Below are 20,692 nucleotides of genomic sequence, written 5' to 3' on the forward strand. Positions count from 1 at the left end.
CGTAGCTTACGCGCGTCGCCAACGAGGGGGCCGCCGCTTATGTTTCTGTTCCGCCGCGCGATCCTCGCGTCGACGCTTGTCCTTGCGTTCTGCGCCGCCACGACGGCTGCAACCGCCGAGACGCCCTACGGATCAACCGCCGAGGCCGGAGCCGGTTCCGGGCGCCCCACCGCGCTGAGTTCGGCCGACAGAATCTCCTACACCACCGCCTTCGACGCCCTGCGACGCGGCGACATCGAGACGGCCCGCACGGCGGCCCGTCAGGCGCAAGACCGCGTGCTGCTGGGTCAGGTCGAGTTCGAAAGCCTGTTCCATCCCGATCATGTCGCCACCTACGAAGAGCTGACGGCCTGGCTTGAGACCTATTCGGATCTGCCGTGCGCGGACCGGGTCTATACGCTGGCGCTGCGTCGTCGCCCCGACGGCGCGCCCGAGCCGGTGCGTCCTGGCGGCGTGCTGGGCCGCACCTGGAACAGCCTGGTCAGCGCCGTGTCCGGCGACGGCGGCGTCACCGATCCGGCCAAGGCGGCGCGCGTCGCCTACAACAACGACGACCTGACCGGCGCATCGGCCCTGGGGCGCCAGATCGGCGACTGGTGGACGGTCGGCCTGGCGGAATGGCGTCTGGGCCAGTTCCACGAATCCTTCGCCGCCTTCGAACGCGTCGCCAACGATCCGACCGAGGATGCCTGGGTGCGCGCCGGCGCCGCCTTCTGGACCGCACGCGCCGCCGCCCAGTCGGGGCGTCAGGATCGCGTCACCGACTATCTGCGCCTGTCGGCCCAGTGGCCCGCCACCTTCTATGGCCAGATCGCCCTGCGTCAGCTCGGAGAAGAGCCGACGATCGAGAATATGGGCCCTCGCCCCTATGAGGCCGAGCCCCGCCTACGCCGGGCCGCCTATGTGCCCCAGAGCGCCGCCGTCGAACCGACCGCCCTGGAAGCCTTCGTTCAGGCCGACGCCCGCGCCAAACGCACCGTCGCCTTCTATGAGGTCGGGCGCAACGCCGATGCCGAGACGGAACTGCGGTCCGGCCTGCGCACCGCCGTCGGCGATGCGGCCAAGATGTGGACGGCCCTGGCGCGCGCCATCCTGCCGGTCAACAACGGCGACGCCACCCGCATCGACGCGACGCGCTATCCCATCCCGGACCTGGCCCCCGAAGGCGGCTTCGTCATCGAGCGGGCGCTGGTCTACGCCCTGGCGCGCAAGGAAACCGATTTCAATCCCAATGCCCGCTCCAGCGTCGGCGCCTATGGGCTGATGCAGGTCATGCCGACGACGGCGGCCGAGATGACCGGCGATCGCACATTCGTTTCGGACCCGACCAAGCTGCTGGTCCCTGCGGTCAACATGCGTCTGGGCCAGGCCTACATCAACAAGATGCTGGCCCTGCCGGCCTTCCAAGGCGATCTGCTGCGGGCCGTGGCCTCCTACAACGCCGGTCCCGGGCCGATGCTGGCGGCCGTCAGGAAACTGGGCGCGGACGCCGATCCCCTGCTGCTGATCGAGACGATCGACGTGCCCCAGGCGCGCGACTACGTCGAAAAGGTCATGGCCAGCTACTGGATCTATCAGCGGCTGTTCGGCGGCCCGCTGAAGACCCTGGACGCCGTCGCGTCGGGCGCGCGCGCCCTGCCGATGGCGCTGGATTACGTCGCCCCGCCGCCGCAGGCCGAGCCGGTCCTGATCGCTGAGACGACACCCATCGCTGGCGCGCGCTGACTCCTTAGAAGACCGCGAACAGCAGACTGGCCCAAAAGGCCGCCCCGACCAGGGCCGCCAGCCCATAGGCCATGACCGGATTGAGGCCGCGCACAGCGGCTTGGGTCTGAGGGCTGGGCAGGACCGGGCTCGTCATCCCCATAGAGATAACAGCGTCCGTTTAACGCGGCGTCAGCCGGGATGGTTGTCGTGCGTTAAGCCCAGCGCGTCCGCTTCCCACTCAAGAAAATGCGGATGAGCCAGCAAGGTCTCGGCATAGGCGCGGGCCGTGCCGTCGTCTCCGTGCGCTGAGAGGTCCAGCTGGAAATGGCGGATGCGGGCGGCGACCGGCGTGAAGAAGGCGTCCGGCACGGACCAGTCGCCGAACAGATAGGGGCCGCCCGCGCCGAACCGCTCACGCAGGCTCCGCCACAGTTCGACGATCCGGCGCAAATCCTTGGCCAAGCCCGGATGATCCGGCGCGGGCGCGCGACTGGGGCCGACCATCCAGTGATCCGGGCCGGTCGAACAGGCCGTGCGCAAGGCGGTGAAGCCGCCATGCATCTCGCACGCCGCGGAACGCGCCAGCCAGCGCGCATGGGCGTCTGACGGCCAGAGGCGCGCTTCGGGATAGCGTTCGACCGCCCAGACGGCGATGGCCATCGAATCCCAGATCACCTCGCCCTCGACCTTCAGCACCGGGACGAGGCCGGACGGCGAATGCTCACGGATGCGCTGATCGGTGTCGGGCTGGTTCAGCGGCACGAGGATTTCGTCGAAGGCCGCGCCGCAATGTTTCAGCACCAGCCACGGCCGCAGCGACCACGTCGAATAGGCCTTGTCGCCGATCACCAGTTCCATCACGCGTCTCCTGTCGCCGCCATCAATGGCTTGCCGCCAGCTTCAGCACAACCAGGCCCGATGCGACCAGGGCGACGCCCGCGATCCTGAGCGTCGTCAGCGGCTCGCCCAGAAAGACCGCGCCGACCACAAAGGCGCCGACTGCGCCGATGCCGGTCCAGATGGCGTAGGCGGTGCCCAGCGGCAGGGTCTTCATCGCCAGCGACAGCAGACCGAACGAACCGATCATGAAGACGATCATCCCCACCGCCGGCCACGGTCGCGTAAAACCAGCCGACGCCTTCATCAGAAACGCCCAGACGACTTCGAGCAGGCCGGCGAAAAGAAGGAATACCCAGGCCATGACATTCTCCCTGCATGGCGTCGGGTCGTCCCGGCGTTTGTCCCATGTGGGGGAGGTCGTCCTCCTGAAAGCGCGCTGAATCTGGGACAACGGCTGGCAAAGTCAACCGCGCCGTCCCGCAAACCTTGACTCCGCGCCGCCCACGACCGACACGACCCGCCCATGATCACGCGCTACTCCCGCCCCGTCGCCGCCGCCATCTGGTCCCAGGAAACCAAGTACAAGATCTGGTTCGAGATCGAGGCCCACGCCGCCACGAAGATGGCCGAGCTGGGCGTGATCCCCAAGGAATCGGCTGAGGCCATCTGGGCCAAGGGCAAGGATGCGACCTTCGACGCCGACCGCATCGACGAGATCGAGCGCACCACAAAACACGACGTCATCGCCTTCCTGACGCACGTCGCCGAGATCGTCGGCGAGGAAGCGCGCTTCCTGCACCAGGGCATGACCTCTTCGGACGTGCTGGACACCTGTTTCGCGGTTCAGCTGGCGCGGTCTTCGGACCTGCTGATCGAGGGCGTCGACCGGGTTCTGGCCGCGCTGGAGACCCGCGCCAAGGAGCATAAATACACCCCGACCGTGGGCCGTTCGCACGGCATCCACGCCGAACCCGTCACCTTCGGCCTGAAGCTGGCCGGCTATCACGCCGAATTCCAGCGCGCCAAACGCCGCCTGATCACCGCCAAGGAAGAGATCGCCACCTGCGCCATTTCGGGCGCCGTCGGCACCTTCGCCAATGTCGACCCGGCCGTCGAACAGTACGTGGCCGACCAGATGGGCCTGACCGTCGAGCCGGTCTCGACCCAGGTCATCCCGCGCGACCGTCATGCCGCCTTCTTCGCCGCCCTGGGCGTCGTCGCCAGCTCGGTCGAGCGCCTCGCCGTCGAGATCCGCCACCTGCAACGCACCGAAGTCCTCGAGGCCGAGGAATTCTTCGACAAGGGTCAGAAGGGCTCGTCGGCCATGCCGCACAAGCGCAATCCGATCCTGACCGAAAACCTGACCGGCCTGGCCCGTCTGGTCCGCTCGGCCGTCACCCCAGCGATGGAAAACGTCGCCCTGTGGCATGAGCGGGACATCAGCCATTCCTCGGTCGAGCGCGGCATCGGCCCGGACGCCACCATCCATCTGGACTTCGCCCTGCACCGTCTGGCCAATGTGGTCGAGCGGCTGAACGTCTACCCGGAGAACATGCAGAAGAACATCGACCGCCTGGGCGGTTTGGTGCACTCGCAGCGGGTGATGCTGGCCCTGACCCAGGCCGGCGTGTCGCGCGAAGACGCCTATGCCGCCGTTCAGGAAAACGCCATGAAGGTCTGGCGCGGCGAAGGCGCCTTCCTGGATTTCCTGAAGGCCGACGACCGCGTCACCCTGCCCGCCGACCAGCTCGAGGCCCTGTTTGACCTGGGCTACCACACCAAGAACGTGGACGTGGTGTTCAAGCGGGTGTTCAATGAGGCATGATCGCCGCGCTGCTCGCTCTGTTCATTCAGGCCAACACGCCTGAGATCAGCTACATCGGCTGGTCGGTGTATGCACCTAACGCTCTGCTGTCTGATGACGCCCGGGCTGAAGTCTGCCTGCGGCGTCACAAGGGTTCGCGCTCGATCAAGACAGACATGCGGTGCGTGGTGAGTGAGGGCAGGCAGTTGGGCGGCTGCGACTTGACTGACGACCGTCATATGAGCGTGCGCGATCTGGAAACTCTGCGCTGTATCGCCCAAACACAATCGGCTCCATCCGCATCTTCAGTCGGCAGGACGATGGTCGTGACAATCACGGTCAACGCGCGTTGAACAAGACAATCCGGCTCAATCCCCGGCTCGATCCCCGCGACTATGCGGCGGCCTATGCGCGCGATGGGATGGTGCAGGTGCCCGATCTGTTGGACGCCGCGAGCGCCGAATGGCTGGAGCTTGCGCTCGAACACGACACGGCTTGGCATCTGTCCTTGAAGACGCCGGAGGGCGGCAAGCTGCTGTCGCCGCAAGACATGCAGGCCATGGGCCGCGATGCGATCGGGGCCCAGATACAGCGCGCGCTGGCGGAGGGTCGCGACGGCTTCTCCTTCATCTATCTGGCCTATCCGATCATCACGACCTTGCTGACCGGCAAGGACGAAGGCCATGCGACGCACGCCCTGGTGCAGTTTTTCAACGACACGCCCTTCACCACATTCGCCAAGGCCGTGACCGGCGAAGCGAGCGTGACCAAGATCGACGCGCAAGCCACCTGGTTCCGACCCGGCGACTTCCTGACCCAGCACGACGACACGGGCGTTGGCGAACGACGGGCGGCCTATACTTTGGGCCTGTCTCGCGATTGGCGGCCGGACTGGGGCGGCCAGTTGCTGTTTCACGACGCCAACGGCGATATCGAGCGCGGCTTCAAGCCGGGTTTCAACGTCTGGACGGTGTTCAAGACGCCCCGCCAGCATTCTGTCGCACCAGTCGCCGCCTACGCCGACGGCAAGCGCCGCTCGATCACCGGCTGGCTGCGCGACGACCCGCCGGTCAAGTGACGGACCATACCGGCGATCGCAGGCTGGGGTTCGCACCCGTTGTCGATACGGAAACCCGGCTGCTGATCCTGGGCAGCTTGCCCGGCGACGCCTCGCTGAGGGCGGCGCAGTACTACGCCCATCCGCGCAACGCCTTTTGGCCCCTGATCGGCGGCGTGTTGGGCGAGGACCTTCTAGCCCTCCGCTATGAGCAGCGGCTGGATCGATTGACGGCGCGCGGCGTGGGGCTGTGGGATGTGATTGCGTCGGCGGAGCGGTCGGGCAGTCTGGATGCGGCGATCCGCTCGCCGGAGGCGGCTGATCTGCGCGGCCTGATCGGCAGCTTGCCGCGGTTGAGAGCGGTCGCCTTCAACGGCAAGCTGGCGGCCAAGCTGGGACGGCGCATTATCGGCGACGTCGCATGGGTTCGCCTTATCGACCTGCCTTCATCCAGCCCGGCTCATGCGATTCCACTGGCAGGCAAGGCGAACATCTGGAGTTCGTTGACTGATCTGATCGAACGATAGGTTTCTTGCTGCAAAGCAGCATAGAACTGCGACTGAAAACTCAATGGTGAAGCTGCGATGTCTTGTCGCGCGGCATGCATCCATTGTGCGGTGTCGCGCGTAACGTTCCCGTTACCGCCTTGAGAGCGGCCCAAAGGGAACGAAACACATGACCAAACTTCGCAATCTTATGCTCGTCGCTGTCTCCGGCGGCGCGCTGATGGCGCTCGGCGCCTGCGGCAACAACGAGCCGGCCGCCACGACGCCAGCGGAATCGACCGCCATGGCCCCGGCCAACGGCGCCGCCATGGCCCCCGCGACCGACCTGATGGTGGGCGGCGCGGCCATGAGCCCAAACGAAACGATCGTCGCCAACGCTTCCAAGGCTTCCAACCTGACGACCTTGGTCGCCGCCGTGAAGGCCGCCGGCCTGGTCGACACCCTGCAAGGCGCGGGTCCGTTCACGGTCTTCGCCCCTGACAACGCCGCCTTCGAGAAGATCCCCGAGGCGACGCGCACCAGCCTGATGCAGCCGGCGATGAAGGCTGATCTGACCAAGATCCTGACCTACCACGTGGTCGCCGGTCGTCTGACGGCCGCCGATATCGCCGCCCAGGCCGAGGCCAACGGCGGCACCGCCACGCTGAAGACGGTTCAAGGTGAAGAACTGAAGGTTTCGGCCGGCCCGAACAACACCTGGGTCATCACCGACGCCAAAGGCGGCAAGTCCACGATCACGCAAGCCGACGTGGGCCAATCGAACGGCGTCGTCCACGTCGTCGACACGGTTCTGATGCCGTAAAAAATATTTGGTTTCGGGCGGCGACGCCTGAAACCAAATCTCGGCCCTGGTGTTCTTCAGGGGCGCGAGACGCACAGTACGCCGGGTGAGACATCCCCCAACGTCCCCGGCAAGAAGAAAGGGCCGCACTTTCCCCCGGGTGCGGCCCTTTCGAATTTTCAGATCAGTCGAAAGACCGAGGCGATTACTCGCCGGCGCGGATCTGCTCGCGGGCGATCGAGGCCAGCTCGTCGATCTTGGAGCGAATCTCGCCCTCCGACACCGACAGGCCCGAGGCCTTGAAGTCGCCGGCGACCTTGCGGAACACGTCCTCGTCTCCCGGCTGCTCGAAATCGGCGCGCACCACGGCGGCGGCGTACTGGTCCGCGCTTTCGCTCGACAGGCCCATCTTTTCCGCAGCCCAAAGGCCCAGCATCCGGTTGCGCCGGGCGATGGCCTTGAACTCCTGCTCCTGATCGAGGGCGTATTTGGCTTCGAAGGCCTTTTCCCGATCGTCGAAGGTCGTCATTTCGCTCAGCAAAGCTCCGTCCACCCCGGTAACGTCGGGGCAAGCGCCGTCTATAGACCGACCGCCCGCGAACGCAACCTGACTTCCGTCGCATGGACATCCTGTCCCCAATGAATGCGCCGCCGGCCATCCTCATTTGTATCGAGGGCCGCCTTCGGCTAAGGAGACCCCGAACGAGATTGACTGCCCGAACGATTCCGAAACGCGCCGCCAGGACCGGGTCTTCCCCTTCCACATATGGCCGCGCGATTTTTGTTTCTGGAGGGCGCCCGTAAGCCGGGACCGGACCATGAACAGCAAGCGCAAGAAGATCTACGAAGGCAAGGCCAAGATCCTGTACGAAGGACCCGAGCCCGGCACCCTGATCCAGTATTTCAAGGACGACGCCACCGCCTTCAACGCGCAGAAGAAGGCCGTCCTCGAAGGCAAGGGCGTGGTGAACAACCAGATCAGCGAGTTCATCATGTCGCGCCTGAACGGCATCGGCGTGACCAACCACTTCATCAAGCGTCTGAATCTGCGCGAACAGCTGATCCGTGAAGTCGAGATCATTCCGCTAGAAGTCGTGTGCCGCAACATCGTCGCCGGTTCGATGAGCCAGCGCCTGGGCATCGAGGAAGGCACGCCCCTGCCCCGCTCGATCATCGAATTCTACTACAAGAAGGACGAGCTCAACGACCCGATGGTCACCGAGGAGCACATCACCGCCTTCAACTGGGCCTCGACCCAGGAGCTGGACGACATGCTGGCGATGACGGTGCGGGTGAACGACTATCTGTCGGGCCTGTTCAGCGCCGTCGGCATCACCCTGGTGGACTTCAAGATCGAGTTCGGCCGGGTGTGGGAAAACGACTTCAGCCGGGTCCTGCTGGCCGACGAGATCAGCCCCGACAGCTGCCGCCTGTGGGACGCCTCGACCGGCGAAAAGCTGGATAAGGACCGCTTCCGCCGCGACCTGGGCAATGTCATTGAAAGCTATACCGAAGTCGCGCGTCGCCTGGGCATCATGAAGGGCATGCCGACGGTGATCCAGGGAGGACTGCACTGATGGCCCCAACCGCTTCAAGCAAGGTCAAGGTTCACGTCTTCCTCAAGCCGGGCGTTCTGGACGTTCAGGGCAAGGCCGTCGAAGGCGCATTGCAGGGTCTGGGTTGGTCGGGCGTCTCCAGTGCCCGCGTCGGCAAGCTGATCGAGTTCGACCTCGCCGGCGCCGAAGACCCGCAAGGCGAAGCCAAGAAGATGTGCGAGCAGCTGCTCGCCAATACGGTGATCGAAAGCTACCGCATCGAGACGGCGTAAAGTCTGCCGTCTCCTCTCCCATGTCGCGGGAGGAGACGGTTGCATCCTTCGGCATCGACGCCAGTTTAGCAGACGGCTTTATTGACGGAGCGCCCATGACCTTCACCCTCACCTCCACCGACATCCAAGACGGCGGCGTGCTTCCGGACGCCCAGGTGCACGCCAAGGGCAACCAATCGCCCCAACTGTCATGGTCCGGTGCGCCGGAGGGGACCAAGAGCTATGCGATCACCTGCTTTGATCCCGATGCGCCGACCGGCTCGGGCTTCTGGCACTGGACGGTGGCCAATATTCCGGCGGATGTGACAGAGCTGCCGGCCGGCGCCGGCTCGCCCGGCGGGCATTTGCCCCACAGCGCCATCCAGGGCCGCACCGACTATGGTCAGCCCGGTTTCGGCGGCGCCGCCCCGCCGCCTGGCCACGGCCCGCACCGCTACATCTTCACCGTCTTCGCCGTGGATGTTGAGAGCCTGGACGTGACGGCCGACAACTCCGGCGCCGTGTTCGGCTTCAATCTGCATTTCCACACCCTGGCCAAGGCGTCGATCACGGCGACCTACGAAAACAAAGCGTGATCGGTGCGGGGCGGCGTCGCCCTTGTGGCGTCATGAACGCTGATTAGTTTGCAGCGCAACATGACCGACGCCACCCTAGACACCCCCCTTCCCGTCCGCTCGCGCGGGGCGGTCGCCCTCGTGCTGATCACCCTGGCCATGGGCGGGTTCGCCATCGGCGTGACCGAGTTCGCGGCCATGAGCATCCTGCCGGACTTCGCCGCCGGGCTTGGCGTCGATGCGCCGACCGCCGGTCATGTCATCAGCGCCTATGCCGCCGGGGTCGTGGTCGGCGCGCCGATCCTGGCCGTGCTAGGCGCGCGCTACCCACGCTGGCTGCTGCTGATCGCCTTCATGGCCCTGTTCGCCATCGGCAATGTGGCCAGCGCCCTGGCCCCGACCTATCACTGGATGCTGGTCTTCCGCTTCCTCAGCGGCCTGCCGCACGGGGCCTATTTCGGCGTGGCGGCCCTGGTCGCGGCGTCGATCGTGCCGCTGCATTTCCGAACCCGCGCAGTTTCGACCATCCTGATGGGGCTGACGGTGGGGACCGTTCTGGGCGTGCCCGTCGTCAACATCATCAGCCATGCCCACGGCTGGCGCTGGACCTTCGCCATCGTCGGCGTGCTGGCGGTTCTCACCATGGCCCTGGTCGCTCTGTTCGCACCGCGCGATCCGGCCCACCCCGACGCCAGTCCCTGGCGCGAGTTGGGCGCCTTGAAGCGCAGCCAGGTCTGGCTGACGCTGGGCGTGGGCGCCATCGGCTTTGGCGGCATGTTCGCGGTCTACGCCTATCTGGCCTCGACGCTTGAGGCGGTGACGGGCGCCAGCCCCGTCGTGCTGCCCTGGGTCTTCGCCGTGTTCGGGATCGGCATGTTCCTGGGCAATATCCTGGGCGCCTGGGCGGCGGATCATCTCGGGTTCAAGGCGGCGGGCGGCCTGTTGCTATGGAGCGCGGCGGCGCTGGCGCTGTATCCGCTGGCGGCGCCCCACCTGTGGGCCGTGATGGTCGTGGTCTTCCTGATCGGCGGCGGAGGCGGCCTGGGGTCGATCCTGCAGACGCGGCTGATGGACGTCGCCGGCGACGCCCAGACCCTGGCGGCGGCGCTCAACCATTCGGCGTTCAACACGGCCAACGCCATCGGCCCGCTCTTGGGCGGAATGGCGATCGCGGCCGGCTACGGCTGGGCCTCGACCGGCTGGGTCGGCATGGGCCTGTCGCTGGGCGGCTTCGTGATCTTCATGATCGCCTGGCTGACCGGTCGGGCGCGCGCGACGGCCTGACAAGGCGAAAGAACCCTGCTAAAGGCCCGCGCCATGAGCGCAGCCGTCATCGTCTTCCCCGGTTCCAACTGTGATCGCGACTGCAAGGTCGCCGTCGAACGCTCCACCGGCGAGCCGGTCTCGATGGTGTGGCACGCCGAGACCGAACTGCCCCAGGGCCTGGACCTGATCGTCATTCCCGGCGGCTTCTCCTACGGCGACTATCTGCGCTGCGGCGCCATGGCGGCCCAGTCCCCGGTGATGCAGGCCGTCAAGAAGGCTGCGGACGACGGCGTCGCCGTGGTCGGCATCTGCAACGGCTTCCAGATCCTGTGCGAGGCCGGAATGCTGCCCGGCGCCCTGCTGCGCAACAAGGGACTGAAATACGTCTGCAAGCCCATCGCCCTGACCGTAGCCAATGGCCAGACGCGCTTCACCGCCGGCTATCAGGGCCAGCGCGAAGTAACGATGACACAGGGCAACGGCGACGGAAACTTCTTCGCCGACGCCGAAACCCTGGCCCGGATCGAGGGCGAGGGTCAGGTCGTCTTCCGCTACGTCGACAACCCCAACGGCTCGGTCAACGATATCGCCGGCATCCAGAACGCGCGCGGCAATATCCTCGGCATGATGCCCCACCCGGACCGCGCCTTCGAAGCCGAGCTCGGCTCGGCCGACGGCGCGACCCTGTTCCAGAGCATCTACGCCGCCGCCTGATCAGTCGGCGTCGTCGACGCCCTGAACGGCCAGGCTTTCGTCCAGTTCGTCAGCGTCAGTCGATACGCCGTCTTCAGAACCTTCGTCCTCGTCCGGCGTGATCACGCCGCCCGGCTCGCGCTGGGCGGCCAGTTCGCGGGCGCCGACGCCGAGGCCTTGTTCGATAGCGCGGTTGGCGGCGACTTCGTCTTCGAGCGAGGGCTGGGTGTTTTCGGTATCGGCCATGATGGGCTCCTGCGTGTGGATTGCCCCTGACAACCACGCGGTGGGGCCGATTGTTCCTAACGGCCGAAAAACGGCTCCAGACTGGAGCGCGACAGCGGGCGGAAGATCAGGAACTGACCGTCCACCGTCACCGTGACCTCATGCGCCTGAGGGCGCTGCAGCAGGGCCGGATCGTCCAGCGACACGGCGCGGCCCGAGGCGATATCGCGCGCATCCAGCGCCGGCGTTGTCGGCCGTCGGTTTTCGTTGGCGAGCGCCGAAAGGAAACCCCGCACCTCATGGGCCTGCTGCTGGGGCGTCAGGGCCGCGCGAACGCGGGACCAGGCGGTCTGGACCGAGGCCGGCAGAGGCGCTCCGCTTGTCTGGGCGGACGCCTGGCCCGCTGCCACGATTATCGCGATCAACAGAGCCGGCAGGGAGGCTTTGAGCGTCATGCCGGGCAGGATGAAGCCGCCGGCGGCCAATGCAAGCTTCACTTTTCTGCCGCTCGCGGTGAACCTTCTGGCGTAGCGAGGCGTAAAGGCGGGAACACGCGTCGCACTGGAAATCGAATGTCCTCCATAATCCGTCCCACGCCCCGCCAACGCACCCGTCGTCTGGTCGTCCTGGCCGCCGCGCTCTTCGCCATCATCGTGCCCCTGGTTCAGAACCTGGCGGGCCTGGGTCTGAACCAGGCCGAGTTCGCCGCCGACGGCAACAGCACCCTGCGCGTTGCGGGCTATGCCTTCTCGATATGGGGCCTGATCTATATCGGCATTCTGGCCTATGCGATCCGTCAGGCCCTGCCGCAGACGGGTGAAAGTCCGCTGCTGGGCCGAATGGGCCTGCCGTCCGCCGTCGCCTTCTTCGGCATCGGGTTCTGGATCATCGTCGCGGCCCTGAACCTGAAGGCCGCCAGCGTGGGCGTGATCTTCGCCTCGCTGATCGCGCTGCTGCTGCCGATGCTGGCCGTATCCGGCCATATCCGAGCGCTGCGGATGTTCGATCGCGAGCGCATCCTGCTGGTCTGGCCTCTGGCGGCCCTGGCGGGCTGGCTGACGGTGGCTGCGCCGTTGAACCTGATCACGACGGCGACTGCGTTCAACGCCCTGCCCGCCGCCCTGTCGCCTGATCTGTGGGCCATCGTCGCCGTGGTCGCCGTCACGGTCGTAGCCCTGGCGGTGACCGCTGTGCTGCGCACCCTCGCCTATCCGCTGCCGACCGCCTGGGGTCTTCTGGGCGCCTTCGTCGCCGAACAGGCGGACAAGCCGGCCGTCGCCTTCACGGCCCTGGCCGGCGCGATCGTCCTGCTGATCGGCGGCCTGCTGCTGACCTTCCGCCTGCGACCCGGCGTCGAGCGGGCTCGCTAAGCCTCAAGGCTCGTCGGTGACCGCGTCGTCCTGAGGCGCGTGGTCATCGGCGCCCACATCGAAGGCGCCGGCCTCGTCGAAGCCGACGCTGCCGACCCCGACGGCCGAGCCGGTCAGCCGCTGACGACGGCTGGCAAGCGCGGCTTCGGGCGCTGCGGCGTCCATCTCTGCGGTGGTTTCAGGATCGTTCGAACGGTCCATCTGCTGGCCTTCGGCCGGGACGATGCGGTCGGTGTGCGGCTTGCTCACGCCTCGTCCTCCTCGGCGTCTTCGGCCTGTTTCTGAGCCCGTTCGGCCAGGGCGGAAGCGCCGGCGTCGTCGGCGGCGATCTCTGGCAGGTCGTCGTCTTCGGGGGTGGCGGCGGGGTCGATGGGGGTATCGGTCATGGCGGCTCCTTTGACTGTCGCCGGGATCAACCACCTGCGATAGACGATGTTCCCCGATGTTGCGCCGCGCGGGCTGACATTCGGCCCATCTGCGGCTAGAAGCGCCGCCCATGAGCGCTCCGCAAAAGACCATGGCTGAATTGGCCGCCGAATACGGCCTGGCCCCTAATGAATATCAGGTCGTCCTCGATCGACTGGGGCGCGAGCCGAACCACGTCGAGCTGGGCGTCTTCTCGGTCATGTGGTCCGAGCACTGCTCCTACAAGTCGTCCAAAATCCACCTGGGCAAGTTCCCCACGACCGGCGAGCGCGTCATCTGCGGGCCGGGTGAGAACGCCGGGGTGATCGACATCGACGACGGCGACGCCTGCATCTTCAAGATGGAGAGCCACAACCACCCCTCCTACATCGAACCCTATCAGGGCGCGGCGACGGGCGTGGGCGGCATCATGCGCGACGTCTTCACCATGGGCGCGCGTCCGGTCGCCCTATTGAACGCCCTGCGTTTCGGCGATCCCGGCCATGAGAAGACCAGGCGTCTGGTCAAGGGCGTCGTCTCCGGCATCGGAGGCTATGGCAACTGCGTCGGCGTGCCCACGGTCGCCGGCGAGACCAACTTCCACAAGGGTTACAACGGCAACATCCTGGTCAACGCCATGTGCGTCGGCCTGGCCCGCGCCGACGAGATTTATTATTCGGCCGCGCCCGAGGCGGGCCATGACGTGGTCTATTTCGGCTCCAAGACCGGCCGCGACGGCATCCACGGCGCCACCATGTCCTCGACCGAGTTCGACGACGAGTCGGAGGCCAAACGCCCCACTGTTCAGGTCGGCGACCCCTTCGCCGAAAAGCTGCTGATCGAGGCCACGCTGGAGCTGATGGCCTCGGGCGCCGTCGCAGCCATTCAGGACATGGGCGCGGCGGGCCTGACCTCCTCCTCCGTCGAAATGGCGGGCAAGGGCGGCGTCGGCATCGAACTGAACCTGGACAAGGTGCCGCAGCGCGAAACCGGCATGACGGCCTATGAGATGATGCTGTCGGAAAGCCAGGAGCGGATGCTGGCGGTGCTGAAGCCCGGCTATGAAGATGTCGGCTATCGCATCTTCCAGAAGTGGGGCCTGGACTTCGCCATCATCGGCAAGACGACCGACACCGGCCATCTGGTGCTGAAGCATCACGGCGAAACCGTCTGCGACGTGCCGCTGGCGCCGCTTTTCGACGACGCGCCCCTGTATGACCGCCCCTGGGTCCAACCGGAGCTTCAGCCCAAACTGAATCACGCCGACATTCCCGCCCCCGAAAACTGGGCCGATGCGGTGATGAAGGTCGTCGCCTGCCCCGACATGGCCTCCAAGCGCTGGATCTGGGAACAGTATGACCGCCACGTCATGGCCGACACGCTGCAGGACTCCTCAACGGGAGCCGACGCCGGCGTGGTGCGCGTGCACGGTACGAACAAGGGTCTGGCCGTCACTTCGGACTGCACCCCGCGCTACGTCCAGAACGACCCCTATGAGGGCGGCAAGCAAGCTGTGGCCGAGGCCTGGCGCAACCTGACCGCCGTGGGTTCGCGCCCCATCGCCATTACCGACAATCTGAACTTCGGCAACCCGCAGCGCCCGGAGATCATGGGCCAGATCGTTCGCGCCATCGACGGCATGGCCGAGGCCTGCCGCGAGCTGGTCTTCCCGGTCGTGAGCGGAAACGTGTCGCTCTATAACGAGACCAACGGCGTCGCCATTCCGCCGACCCCGACCGTCGGCGCCGTCGGCCTGCTGCCCAACTACGACGTGGTGACCGGCTTCTCGACCTTGGCCGAGGGCGATGCGCTGGTCCTGATCGGCCAGACCCAAGGCGAACTGGGCGCCTCCATCTATCTGCGCGAGGTTCTGGGCCGCGAGGACGGCGCCCCGCCGCCCGTCGATCTACCGCTGGAAAAGAAGACTGGCGATTTCGTGCGCGACCGGATCGAGGCCGGCGAGTTGACCGTGGTTCACGACCTCTCGGACGGCGGCCTGATCGGCGCCGCCGCCGATCTGGCGCTGGCCTCCGACGTCGGGGTCACCCTGGACGCCTCCAGCGCCGCCCACGCCCACATCTTCCTGTTCGCCGAGGACCAGGCCCGTTACCTGGTCGCTGTGCCTGACGCCGACGCCATCATCGCCAAGGCGCGTGAGGCGGGTCTGCACGCTTCGGTCGTCGGCCATGCGGGCGGCGCCGCCTTCGCCTCCAAGGGCGACAAGGGCGAACTGTTCAGCATCCCCGTCGCCCACCTGCGCGAATGGCACGAAGGCTGGATGCCGGGCTGGCTGGGCGACGCCGCATGATCCGTGTTCTGGCGCCGCTCGCGCTGCTGGGCTTGCTGAGCGCCTGCGACGGCGGCGGCGATCCGGTGGAGCAGGCGCTGCGTGATGCGTCGGCCGCCCATCAGGCCGCAGCGGCGCGCACGACCGAACAGATGCAGGCCGGTCACGCCGGTCACGACATGGGCGGCCCCACGCCCGGCGTCACCCCTGGAGATCGGGCCTTCGCCGCCTCCGAGGCCGAGATGCACCGCAAGATGGCCGCCGCCTCTGGTCAGACGATCGACCAGGCCTATGTCGCCAAGATGATCGCCCACCACGAAGGCACCGTCTCCATGGCCAAGGTCGCCCTGCGCGACAGCCGCGACCCGGAAATCCGCCGCATGGCCCAGAGCGTCGTCGACAGCCAGACGCGCGAGATCGCCGAGATGAAGGCCTGGGCGCCGACGGCGCAATAGTGCGCTAAAGGTCTTTCGAAGGCTGCATACAGCGCCTAACTGTTGCGCATGGCCGACGGAACGACACCCTTCCGCCCTGCGATACCGCCCCGGCGCGCGGGCAAGCCGCTGTCGCTGCTGCCCTTCCTGTGGATCAGCTGGCGCGATCCGATCCAGATGTGGTCCGAGCGGCATTTCACCGAGCCGCAACTGTATGGATCCTCGGCCTTTGGCGAAATTCTGGTGGTCAGCCATCCCGAGGGCGTGCGGCACGTCCTGACCGAGAACGCCGCCAACTATGTGAAGGGCGATCTGCAACGGCGTGTGCTGGGGCCGATGCTGGCTGAGGGCCTGCTGCTGACCGAGGGCGAGGTCTGGCGTCGCGCCCGGCGTATCCTCGCGCCCCTGTTCACCCCCGCCAAGATGGCGACGCTGAACGCAAGGATGGCCGAGGTCTGTCACGCGCGTGTGGCCGCATGGTCGCTGTCGGCGCGGGGGCGGGTGCTGGATATCGACAGCGAGATGTCTGGCCTGACCTTCGACATTCTGTCGGCGACCATGTTCTCGGACGAGTTGGGCGGCGAGGCGCGCGGGTTCGAGCGGGCGCTGAACCAGTTTCTGGCCAACGGCGCGCGGATCGATCCGCTTGACGTGCTGGGCGCACCGGACTGGGCCCCGCGCCTGGGCCGCCTGGCCAGCTTCCGCTCGGCCCGCTTCTTCGAGCAGCGCGTGACGAAGCTGGTCGAGGCCCGCCGCGCCAAGATCGAGAGCGGCGACGCGCCGCCCGACGACCTGCTCAGCGCGCTTCTGCTGGCCCGCGACGAAAACGGCGGTCCGGGCCTGAGCGACGAAGAGGTCGCGGCCAACATCCTGACCTTCATCCTGGCGGGACACGAGACGACGGCCCGCGCCTTGGGCTGGACCCTGCATCTGCTGTCGCGCCAGCCGGATTATCTGGCTTGGCTCCAGGCCGAGGCCGACGCCTTCGACGTCTCCGATCCAAAATGGGCCGAGGCCCTGCCTTGGACCCGCGCCGTGCTGGAGGAGACGATGCGCCTGTTTCCGCCCGCCCCGACCATGGCCCGCAAGGCGCTGGCCGACGACGAGATCGGCGGGCAGACGATCAAGGCCGGCGCCACCGTCATCATCTCGCCGTGGATCCTCCAGCGCCACCAGCTGCTGTGGGACGACCCCGACGCCTTCAAGCCCGAGCGCTTCCTGCCCGAGAACCGCAAGGCCATCGATCGCTACGCCTACATCCCCTTCAGCGCCGGACCCCGCGTCTGCATCGGCGCCGCCTTCGCCCTGCAGGAAGCGATGATCGCGCTCGCCGCCATCCTTCGCGTCGCCGATGTCGAAGCCCTGACCACGGTCGAACCCCGTCCGGTCCACCAGATCACCCTGCGCAGCCGCGATCCCATGCGACTGCGGCTGAGGGCGCGCCGAAAGGGCTGACCGAGCGGCTCCGTCGCCGTTCCGCCACGAACCGACTATAGGTCGCGCCGTCCTTTCCACCGGATGCCGACCGTTGCGCACCGCCATCCTGCTCCCTCCCGGCTGCCTGTTTTCCGAAGCCCAGCCGAACTCGATGGAGACGGTGGTGCGGACGATGGCGGGCGTCGATCGGGGTGGCGAGACGCGCATCTTCTGTTGTCAGGGCGCGGACGACGGAGTTTCAACGAGCGTGGACGCCCTGCCGGCGGGACGCATCCGCATGCCGACCCTGATCGAGCGGCTGCGCGCCTTTCGGCCTGATGTGATCGAACATCATCAGCAGGTGAAGCAGGCGCTGGCCGTGCGGCAGGCCCTGCCCGAGACGCCACACCTGCTCTATCGCCACAACGCCTTGCGCCCGCCGCGCCACCCCATCGACCGATGGCGTTATCGGGCGCGTTACGAGCGGCTGGACGGCCTGGTCTTCGTCAGCGTGGCGGAGCGGGACGCCTTCGTGCGCACCTTCCCTGATCTGCACGACCGGGCGTTCGCGGTGCCCAACCCCATCGACGCCGGCGCCTGGCTGGCCTCGCCCGATGATCGACAGCCGGTCATCGCCTTCGCCGGGCGCGCCATGCCGGAGAAGGGCGTCGATGTGCTGTGCGCCGCCCTGCCCCGCGTTTTGGACGCCCACCCCGACTGGCGCGCCGTGCTGATGCTGAACGACTGGAACGACCACGCGCGCTGGGCGGCCCGGCACGTCGCGCCGTTGGCGAGGTATGGAGACCGGGTGGAGGTGCTGAAGTCCGCGCCCTTGGGCGAGGTGCGGCGACGGATGCAGACGGCCGCCATCGCCCTGACGCCCTCGGTCTGGGACGAGCCGTTCGGACTGACGGCGATCGAGGCCCATGCGGCCGGCGCAGCCCTGATCTCGTCCGGGCGCGGCGGCCTGCGCGAAGCCAGCGGGGCGCACGCCCTCTATGTCGATGCGGTGACCCCGAAAACATTGGCGGCGGCGATGGACCGGCTGATCTCGTCACCTGAGGAACGATTGGCGCTGGCGCGATCCGCACAGGCCTATGTGCTGACAACCCATACGCCCGAGCGTCGTGCGGCCGAGCTGAAGGCCGTGCGCCAGACCGCGATCGACCGTCGCCGGGCGCGTCAGACGACTGGGATCGCCTGAGACAACCGCCCGCCGACGCGGATCGGCTCGACCCGCACGGCCAGCCCAGTCCGGTCGTCCGTCTCGACGAAGACCCCGCATACCGTCGCCGGGCCGGACGCGGGCATGTAGCGGCCGCCGGAAATCCGGGTGGTGAAGCGGCGCAGCGGCTCTTCCTTCTCGTTGCCGATCACGCTGTCGTAGTCGCAGCAGCCGCCGGCGTCGGTCTGATAGGCCGTGCCGCCGGGCAGGATTTGGCAGTCGGCGGTGGGCACATGGGTGTGTGTGCCGACCACCAGTGACGCGCGCCCGTCGCAGAAATGGCCCATCGCCATCTTCTCGGACGTGACCTCGGCATGCATGTCCACGATCACGGCGTCCGCCACCGCGCCGAGCGGCGCCGCGGCCAGCTCGCGCTCCACCGCCCCGAACGGGTCGTCCATCGGGTCCATGTGCACCCGGCCCAGCACGTTCATGACCAGGACCGTTCGGCCCGAATGGGTCTCGAACAGATTGGCCCCGGCGCCCGGCGCATCCATGAGACGCGGATAGTTGGCCGGCCGGATCAGGCGCGGCTCACGCACAATATAGGTCAGGGCCTCGCGCTGGTCCCAGCTGTGGTTGCCCAGCGTCAGGCAGTCGGCGCCGGCCATGAACAGCTCGCGCGCCGTGTTCTCGGTGATGCCGAAGCCGCCCGCGGCGTTCTCCGCATTCACGACCACGAAGTCGAGTTTCAGGTCCCGCTTCAGGCCCGGAAGATGATCGCTGATGCCGTCACGGCCGGATTTGCCGATGACGTCGCCGAAAAATGCCAGTCTCATGCGAAAAGTCTCATTCGAAAGCCGTATAGCCGGTCTCGGTCAGAACGCCATGCAGTCGAATGTCGTGCGGCTCCAGCGCTAGCCGCTCGACCCTTTGGCCGGCGTAGGCGAAACCGATGCGGATGGCGTCGGGTCGCGCGGCGAAGGTCCGGTCATAATAGCCGCCGCCCTGCCCCAGGCGCCCGCCCTGATAGTCAAAGGCCAGCAGCGGCGTCAGGATCAGGTCCGGCAGGACGACCTCCGCCAGCGGCAGCGGCGCGGGGCATCCGGCGGCGTCCATCTCCAGCGGTTCGCCGGGCGACCAGGCGCGGAACGCCATCGGCGCGTCGCGCTGGACCACGACCGGCAGGCACAGCCGGCGGCCCGCCGCCTCCAGCGCGGCGGCCAGGGCGTCGGTGTCCAGCTCCGACCCCATGGCGCGATAGAGCGCGACGATCCGAACGGCGGGAAGCGCTTCGGCATGGTCCGCCGCCCGGCGGGCGGCCAGCGGATCGACCTGGGCTAGACGCTTGCGCAAGGCGCGGGCGGCCGATCGAAGTTCATGTTTGTCCTGGATCATCGAACCGCCCCTACGCGTGCTCATGCAGGGAGCCGCCGCGCGGCGAGCGATAGCACACCACAGAGAGAGGGTGGCGGCGCCGCGCGAACCGTGAAGAACGTTTAAATCCTCTCGACCTGGGTAGCCAGGTGGGCTCCGTATGCCCAAGCCCTCGAGCCCGGACAGGGACAGATCCCGTAGAGTGAATTAAGGTCAGAAGGATATGTTGTCTTCGACGTGAGCCGCAGCATGACCCGCCGTCGATCAAGATAGGCCTTCACCGGCCCCGACGCCAGCATCCGCAGCGGAATAATCGCCTAGAGGTTCTGGGCGATCTTTTCGATTCGCGCGGCGACCGCGTTCAGCGCCTCGGCGACCCCGTCCGTCGAAGCCGCCGCCGGCGCTGTCGCTGACGAAGGCCCCGCCCTGCCGGCGTTCAGCCGCGCCTCGTGCAGTTCGTCGGCCAGGATCAGCGCGGACATCAGAAACAGCCGCAGATCGCCGACATGGCCCACGTCGCCTGCGACCTGACGCACCTGATTGTCGAACTGTTTGGCCAGGATGCGGACCCGCTCTTCCTGCCCGTCGGCGCAGCCCACCGCATAGGGGCGACCGTTGACCTCGACCGTCACCGTCGCCATCAGCCGGCCTCGCTTTCGGCCAGGACTTCGCGCACGGCCTGGGCGGCGCGGCCCAGCGCCTCGGACGCCTCGCGCCCGGCGGCCTCCAGTTCGGCCACGCGCTGATCTGTGGCGCGCGGGGCGAACAGATCGTCGTCCGCGATCGCGGGCGCCGAGGCGGGCCGCGCCTTCAGCTCCAGAATCTTGCGTTCCAGTTCGGCCAGGGCGCGGTCGATACGCGCCCGTGCGGCCGTGGTGGCGTCTGCCATCGGTCGCTCCTTTAGATTCCGTATAGAAGCCGAGGACGCGCCGGGGTAAAGGGGCGCGCCCCCTTTTTCCGCCTTCCCAACAGAGGTC

The 20,692-nt window shown here is 67.2% G+C and carries 28 protein-coding genes and 1 other RNA gene; 16 read left to right on the plus strand and 13 right to left on the minus strand.

The window, feature by feature from the left end; genetic code table 11:
- Positions 1-39 precede the first annotated feature (39 nt).
- Positions 40-1,725 carry a lytic transglycosylase domain-containing protein gene (locus tag HF680_RS12810; RefSeq protein WP_185225325.1) on the plus strand — a complete coding sequence of 562 codons (1,686 nt, stop codon included), beginning with the start codon at positions 40-42 and terminating at the stop codon, positions 1,723-1,725.
- Between the two features lie 4 nt (positions 1,726-1,729).
- Here HF680_RS12810 and HF680_RS15800 read toward each other — a convergent pair whose 3' ends face one another.
- Genes HF680_RS15800 through HF680_RS12820 form a run of 3 tightly spaced genes read right to left on the minus strand, consistent with a single transcriptional unit; the run spans position 1,730 to position 2,908 of the window.
- Positions 1,730-1,867, minus strand: a complete 138-nt coding sequence (locus HF680_RS15800) for a hypothetical protein (protein ID WP_205196275.1) — start codon at positions 1,865-1,867, stop codon at positions 1,730-1,732.
- Between the two features lie 29 nt (positions 1,868-1,896).
- A complete protein-coding gene (locus HF680_RS12815) occupies positions 1,897-2,565 on the minus strand; it encodes a glutathione S-transferase family protein (RefSeq protein ID WP_185225326.1) in 669 nt (222 codons plus the stop codon).
- A gap of 22 nt (positions 2,566-2,587) precedes the next feature.
- Positions 2,588-2,908: a DMT family transporter gene (locus HF680_RS12820; RefSeq protein WP_185225327.1), complete on the minus strand. Its 321-nt coding sequence runs from the start codon at positions 2,906-2,908 to the stop codon at positions 2,588-2,590.
- A gap of 162 nt (positions 2,909-3,070) precedes the next feature.
- Here HF680_RS12820 and purB point away from each other — a divergent pair, with 162 nt between their 5' ends.
- From purB to HF680_RS12845, 5 genes are all read left to right on the plus strand, one after another.
- On the plus strand, positions 3,071-4,372 hold the full coding sequence (gene purB / locus HF680_RS12825; RefSeq protein ID WP_185225328.1) for an adenylosuccinate lyase: 1,302 nt from the start codon (positions 3,071-3,073) through the stop codon (positions 4,370-4,372).
- Positions 4,369-4,704 (plus strand): hypothetical protein, encoded by a 336-nt coding sequence (locus HF680_RS12830; protein WP_185225329.1) that lies wholly within the window; start codon positions 4,369-4,371, stop codon positions 4,702-4,704. The genes purB and HF680_RS12830 overlap by 4 nt, the downstream gene beginning before the upstream one ends.
- Entirely contained in the window at positions 4,701-5,429 is a 729-nt protein-coding gene (locus HF680_RS12835) for a 2OG-Fe(II) oxygenase (RefSeq protein ID WP_235968974.1), read from the plus strand. The genes HF680_RS12830 and HF680_RS12835 overlap by 4 nt, the downstream gene beginning before the upstream one ends.
- Complete coding sequence (locus HF680_RS12840; protein WP_185225330.1) at positions 5,426-5,935, plus strand: DNA-deoxyinosine glycosylase; 510 nt, start codon at positions 5,426-5,428, stop codon at positions 5,933-5,935. The genes HF680_RS12835 and HF680_RS12840 overlap by 4 nt, the downstream gene beginning before the upstream one ends.
- A gap of 148 nt (positions 5,936-6,083) precedes the next feature.
- Positions 6,084-6,716, plus strand: a complete 633-nt coding sequence (locus tag HF680_RS12845) for a fasciclin domain-containing protein (protein ID WP_185225331.1) — start codon at positions 6,084-6,086, stop codon at positions 6,714-6,716.
- 184 nt (positions 6,717-6,900) lie between these two features.
- Here the strand turns inward: HF680_RS12845 and HF680_RS12850 are convergent, their stop codons facing one another.
- Positions 6,901-7,224: a DUF1476 domain-containing protein gene (locus HF680_RS12850; protein WP_039244540.1), complete on the minus strand. Its 324-nt coding sequence runs from the start codon at positions 7,222-7,224 to the stop codon at positions 6,901-6,903.
- A 289-nt stretch (positions 7,225-7,513) separates the two neighbouring features.
- Between HF680_RS12850 and purC the strand changes: the two genes are divergently transcribed.
- The 5 genes from purC to purQ all read left to right on the plus strand — a co-directional run bounded on the left by purC (position 7,514) and on the right by purQ (position 11,057).
- Positions 7,514-8,272 carry a phosphoribosylaminoimidazolesuccinocarboxamide synthase gene (gene purC, locus HF680_RS12855; RefSeq protein ID WP_039244425.1) on the plus strand — a complete coding sequence of 253 codons (759 nt, stop codon included), beginning with the start codon at positions 7,514-7,516 and terminating at the stop codon, positions 8,270-8,272.
- Positions 8,272-8,523, plus strand: a complete 252-nt coding sequence (gene purS / locus HF680_RS12860; protein WP_185225332.1) for a phosphoribosylformylglycinamidine synthase subunit PurS — start codon at positions 8,272-8,274, stop codon at positions 8,521-8,523. The genes purC and purS overlap by 1 nt, the downstream gene beginning before the upstream one ends.
- Before the next feature lie 95 nt (positions 8,524-8,618).
- Positions 8,619-9,098: a YbhB/YbcL family Raf kinase inhibitor-like protein gene (locus HF680_RS12865; protein WP_185225333.1), complete on the plus strand. Its 480-nt coding sequence runs from the start codon at positions 8,619-8,621 to the stop codon at positions 9,096-9,098.
- A 60-nt stretch (positions 9,099-9,158) separates the two neighbouring features.
- Entirely contained in the window at positions 9,159-10,361 is a 1,203-nt protein-coding gene (locus tag HF680_RS12870; protein ID WP_185225334.1) for an MFS transporter, read from the plus strand.
- A gap of 33 nt (positions 10,362-10,394) precedes the next feature.
- Positions 10,395-11,057 (plus strand): phosphoribosylformylglycinamidine synthase subunit PurQ, encoded by a 663-nt coding sequence (purQ, locus tag HF680_RS12875; RefSeq protein WP_039244422.1) that lies wholly within the window; start codon positions 10,395-10,397, stop codon positions 11,055-11,057.
- Here purQ and HF680_RS12880 read toward each other — a convergent pair whose 3' ends face one another.
- Both HF680_RS12880 and HF680_RS12885 read right to left on the minus strand, forming a co-directional pair.
- Positions 11,058-11,282 carry a hypothetical protein gene (locus HF680_RS12880; protein ID WP_045809857.1) on the minus strand — a complete coding sequence of 75 codons (225 nt, stop codon included), beginning with the start codon at positions 11,280-11,282 and terminating at the stop codon, positions 11,058-11,060.
- Positions 11,283-11,338: 56 nt separating this feature from the next.
- Positions 11,339-11,758 (minus strand): hypothetical protein, encoded by a 420-nt coding sequence (locus HF680_RS12885; protein ID WP_205196276.1) that lies wholly within the window; start codon positions 11,756-11,758, stop codon positions 11,339-11,341.
- Between the two features lie 75 nt (positions 11,759-11,833).
- Between HF680_RS12885 and HF680_RS12890 the strand changes: the two genes are divergently transcribed.
- Positions 11,834-12,631, plus strand: a complete 798-nt coding sequence (locus tag HF680_RS12890) for a hypothetical protein (RefSeq protein ID WP_185225335.1) — start codon at positions 11,834-11,836, stop codon at positions 12,629-12,631.
- Between the two features lie 3 nt (positions 12,632-12,634).
- Here HF680_RS12890 and HF680_RS12895 read toward each other — a convergent pair whose 3' ends face one another.
- Together HF680_RS12895 and HF680_RS12900 are read right to left on the minus strand one after the other, a co-directional pair.
- On the minus strand, positions 12,635-12,880 hold the full coding sequence (locus HF680_RS12895) for a Tat pathway signal protein (RefSeq protein ID WP_185225336.1): 246 nt from the start codon (positions 12,878-12,880) through the stop codon (positions 12,635-12,637).
- Positions 12,877-13,017 carry a hypothetical protein gene (locus HF680_RS12900; RefSeq protein WP_185225337.1) on the minus strand — a complete coding sequence of 47 codons (141 nt, stop codon included), beginning with the start codon at positions 13,015-13,017 and terminating at the stop codon, positions 12,877-12,879. Before HF680_RS12900 ends, HF680_RS12895 begins: the two co-directional genes overlap by 4 nt.
- 110 nt (positions 13,018-13,127) lie before the next feature.
- Between HF680_RS12900 and purL the strand changes: the two genes are divergently transcribed.
- The 4 genes from purL to HF680_RS12920 all read left to right on the plus strand — a co-directional run bounded on the left by purL (position 13,128) and on the right by HF680_RS12920 (position 18,377).
- The gene (purL, locus tag HF680_RS12905) at positions 13,128-15,344 is read left to right on the plus strand and encodes a phosphoribosylformylglycinamidine synthase subunit PurL (RefSeq protein WP_185225338.1); all 2,217 of its coding nucleotides are present in this window, start codon (positions 13,128-13,130) and stop codon (positions 15,342-15,344) included.
- Positions 15,341-15,778: a DUF305 domain-containing protein gene (locus tag HF680_RS12910; RefSeq protein ID WP_185225339.1), complete on the plus strand. Its 438-nt coding sequence runs from the start codon at positions 15,341-15,343 to the stop codon at positions 15,776-15,778. Before purL ends, HF680_RS12910 begins: the two co-directional genes overlap by 4 nt.
- A 48-nt stretch (positions 15,779-15,826) precedes the next feature.
- Positions 15,827-17,212 (plus strand): cytochrome P450, encoded by a 1,386-nt coding sequence (locus HF680_RS12915; protein ID WP_185225340.1) that lies wholly within the window; start codon positions 15,827-15,829, stop codon positions 17,210-17,212.
- Positions 17,213-17,285: 73 nt separating this feature from the next.
- Positions 17,286-18,377, plus strand: coding sequence for a glycosyltransferase family 4 protein (locus HF680_RS12920; RefSeq protein ID WP_231576560.1), 1,092 nt, complete (start codon positions 17,286-17,288; stop codon positions 18,375-18,377).
- Here the strand turns inward: HF680_RS12920 and HF680_RS12925 are convergent.
- The 5 genes from HF680_RS12925 to HF680_RS12945 all read right to left on the minus strand — a co-directional run bounded on the left by HF680_RS12925 (position 18,356) and on the right by HF680_RS12945 (position 20,604).
- Positions 18,356-19,177 (minus strand): TIGR00282 family metallophosphoesterase, encoded by an 822-nt coding sequence (locus tag HF680_RS12925; RefSeq protein WP_045809851.1) that lies wholly within the window; start codon positions 19,175-19,177, stop codon positions 18,356-18,358. The genes HF680_RS12920 and HF680_RS12925 overlap by 22 nt on opposite strands.
- Positions 19,178-19,187: 10 nt before the next feature.
- Positions 19,188-19,760: a 5-formyltetrahydrofolate cyclo-ligase gene (locus tag HF680_RS12930; RefSeq protein WP_235968975.1), complete on the minus strand. Its 573-nt coding sequence runs from the start codon at positions 19,758-19,760 to the stop codon at positions 19,188-19,190.
- A 48-nt stretch (positions 19,761-19,808) separates the two neighbouring features.
- Positions 19,809-19,969: non-coding RNA, 6S RNA (gene ssrS, locus HF680_RS12935), on the minus strand.
- Between the two features lie 63 nt (positions 19,970-20,032).
- Entirely contained in the window at positions 20,033-20,356 is a 324-nt protein-coding gene (locus HF680_RS12940; protein WP_045809850.1) for a cell division protein ZapA, read from the minus strand.
- Positions 20,356-20,604: a hypothetical protein gene (locus tag HF680_RS12945; RefSeq protein ID WP_045809849.1), complete on the minus strand. Its 249-nt coding sequence runs from the start codon at positions 20,602-20,604 to the stop codon at positions 20,356-20,358. The genes HF680_RS12940 and HF680_RS12945 overlap by 1 nt, the downstream gene beginning before the upstream one ends.
- Positions 20,605-20,692 lie beyond the last annotated feature (88 nt).

This window comes from Brevundimonas huaxiensis (genome assembly GCF_014218725.1).
Classification (GTDB): Bacteria; Pseudomonadota; Alphaproteobacteria; order Caulobacterales; family Caulobacteraceae; genus Brevundimonas; species Brevundimonas huaxiensis.

Excerpts from the sequence above, each read along its gene's own strand:
- HF680_RS12810 (WP_185225325.1), top strand. The coding sequence starts at position 40 with ATGTTTCTGTTCCGCCGCGCGATCCTCGCGTCGACGCTTGTCCTTGCG.
- HF680_RS15800 (WP_205196275.1), bottom strand. The coding sequence starts at position 1,867 with ATGGGGATGACGAGCCCGGTCCTGCCCAGCCCTCAGACCCAAGCCGCT.
- HF680_RS12815 (WP_185225326.1), bottom strand. The coding sequence starts at position 2,565 with ATGGAACTGGTGATCGGCGACAAGGCCTATTCGACGTGGTCGCTGCGG.
- HF680_RS12820 (WP_185225327.1), bottom strand. The coding sequence starts at position 2,908 with ATGGCCTGGGTATTCCTTCTTTTCGCCGGCCTGCTCGAAGTCGTCTGG.
- purB (WP_185225328.1), top strand. The coding sequence starts at position 3,071 with ATGATCACGCGCTACTCCCGCCCCGTCGCCGCCGCCATCTGGTCCCAG.
- HF680_RS12830 (WP_185225329.1), top strand. The coding sequence starts at position 4,369 with ATGATCGCCGCGCTGCTCGCTCTGTTCATTCAGGCCAACACGCCTGAG.
- HF680_RS12845 (WP_185225331.1), top strand. The coding sequence starts at position 6,084 with ATGACCAAACTTCGCAATCTTATGCTCGTCGCTGTCTCCGGCGGCGCG.
- HF680_RS12850 (WP_039244540.1), bottom strand. The coding sequence starts at position 7,224 with ATGACGACCTTCGACGATCGGGAAAAGGCCTTCGAAGCCAAATACGCC.
- purC (WP_039244425.1), top strand. The coding sequence starts at position 7,514 with ATGAACAGCAAGCGCAAGAAGATCTACGAAGGCAAGGCCAAGATCCTG.
- purS (WP_185225332.1), top strand. The coding sequence starts at position 8,272 with ATGGCCCCAACCGCTTCAAGCAAGGTCAAGGTTCACGTCTTCCTCAAG.
- HF680_RS12865 (WP_185225333.1), top strand. The coding sequence starts at position 8,619 with ATGACCTTCACCCTCACCTCCACCGACATCCAAGACGGCGGCGTGCTT.
- HF680_RS12870 (WP_185225334.1), top strand. The coding sequence starts at position 9,159 with ATGACCGACGCCACCCTAGACACCCCCCTTCCCGTCCGCTCGCGCGGG.
- purQ (WP_039244422.1), top strand. The coding sequence starts at position 10,395 with ATGAGCGCAGCCGTCATCGTCTTCCCCGGTTCCAACTGTGATCGCGAC.
- HF680_RS12880 (WP_045809857.1), bottom strand. The coding sequence starts at position 11,282 with ATGGCCGATACCGAAAACACCCAGCCCTCGCTCGAAGACGAAGTCGCC.
- HF680_RS12890 (WP_185225335.1), top strand. The coding sequence starts at position 11,834 with ATGTCCTCCATAATCCGTCCCACGCCCCGCCAACGCACCCGTCGTCTG.
- HF680_RS12900 (WP_185225337.1), bottom strand. The coding sequence starts at position 13,017 with ATGACCGATACCCCCATCGACCCCGCCGCCACCCCCGAAGACGACGAC.
- purL (WP_185225338.1), top strand. The coding sequence starts at position 13,128 with ATGAGCGCTCCGCAAAAGACCATGGCTGAATTGGCCGCCGAATACGGC.
- HF680_RS12910 (WP_185225339.1), top strand. The coding sequence starts at position 15,341 with ATGATCCGTGTTCTGGCGCCGCTCGCGCTGCTGGGCTTGCTGAGCGCC.
- HF680_RS12915 (WP_185225340.1), top strand. The coding sequence starts at position 15,827 with ATGGCCGACGGAACGACACCCTTCCGCCCTGCGATACCGCCCCGGCGC.
- HF680_RS12925 (WP_045809851.1), bottom strand. The coding sequence starts at position 19,177 with ATGAGACTGGCATTTTTCGGCGACGTCATCGGCAAATCCGGCCGTGAC.
- HF680_RS12930 (WP_235968975.1), bottom strand. The coding sequence starts at position 19,760 with ATGAGCACGCGTAGGGGCGGTTCGATGATCCAGGACAAACATGAACTT.
- HF680_RS12940 (WP_045809850.1), bottom strand. The coding sequence starts at position 20,356 with ATGGCGACGGTGACGGTCGAGGTCAACGGTCGCCCCTATGCGGTGGGC.
- HF680_RS12945 (WP_045809849.1), bottom strand. The coding sequence starts at position 20,604 with ATGGCAGACGCCACCACGGCCGCACGGGCGCGTATCGACCGCGCCCTG.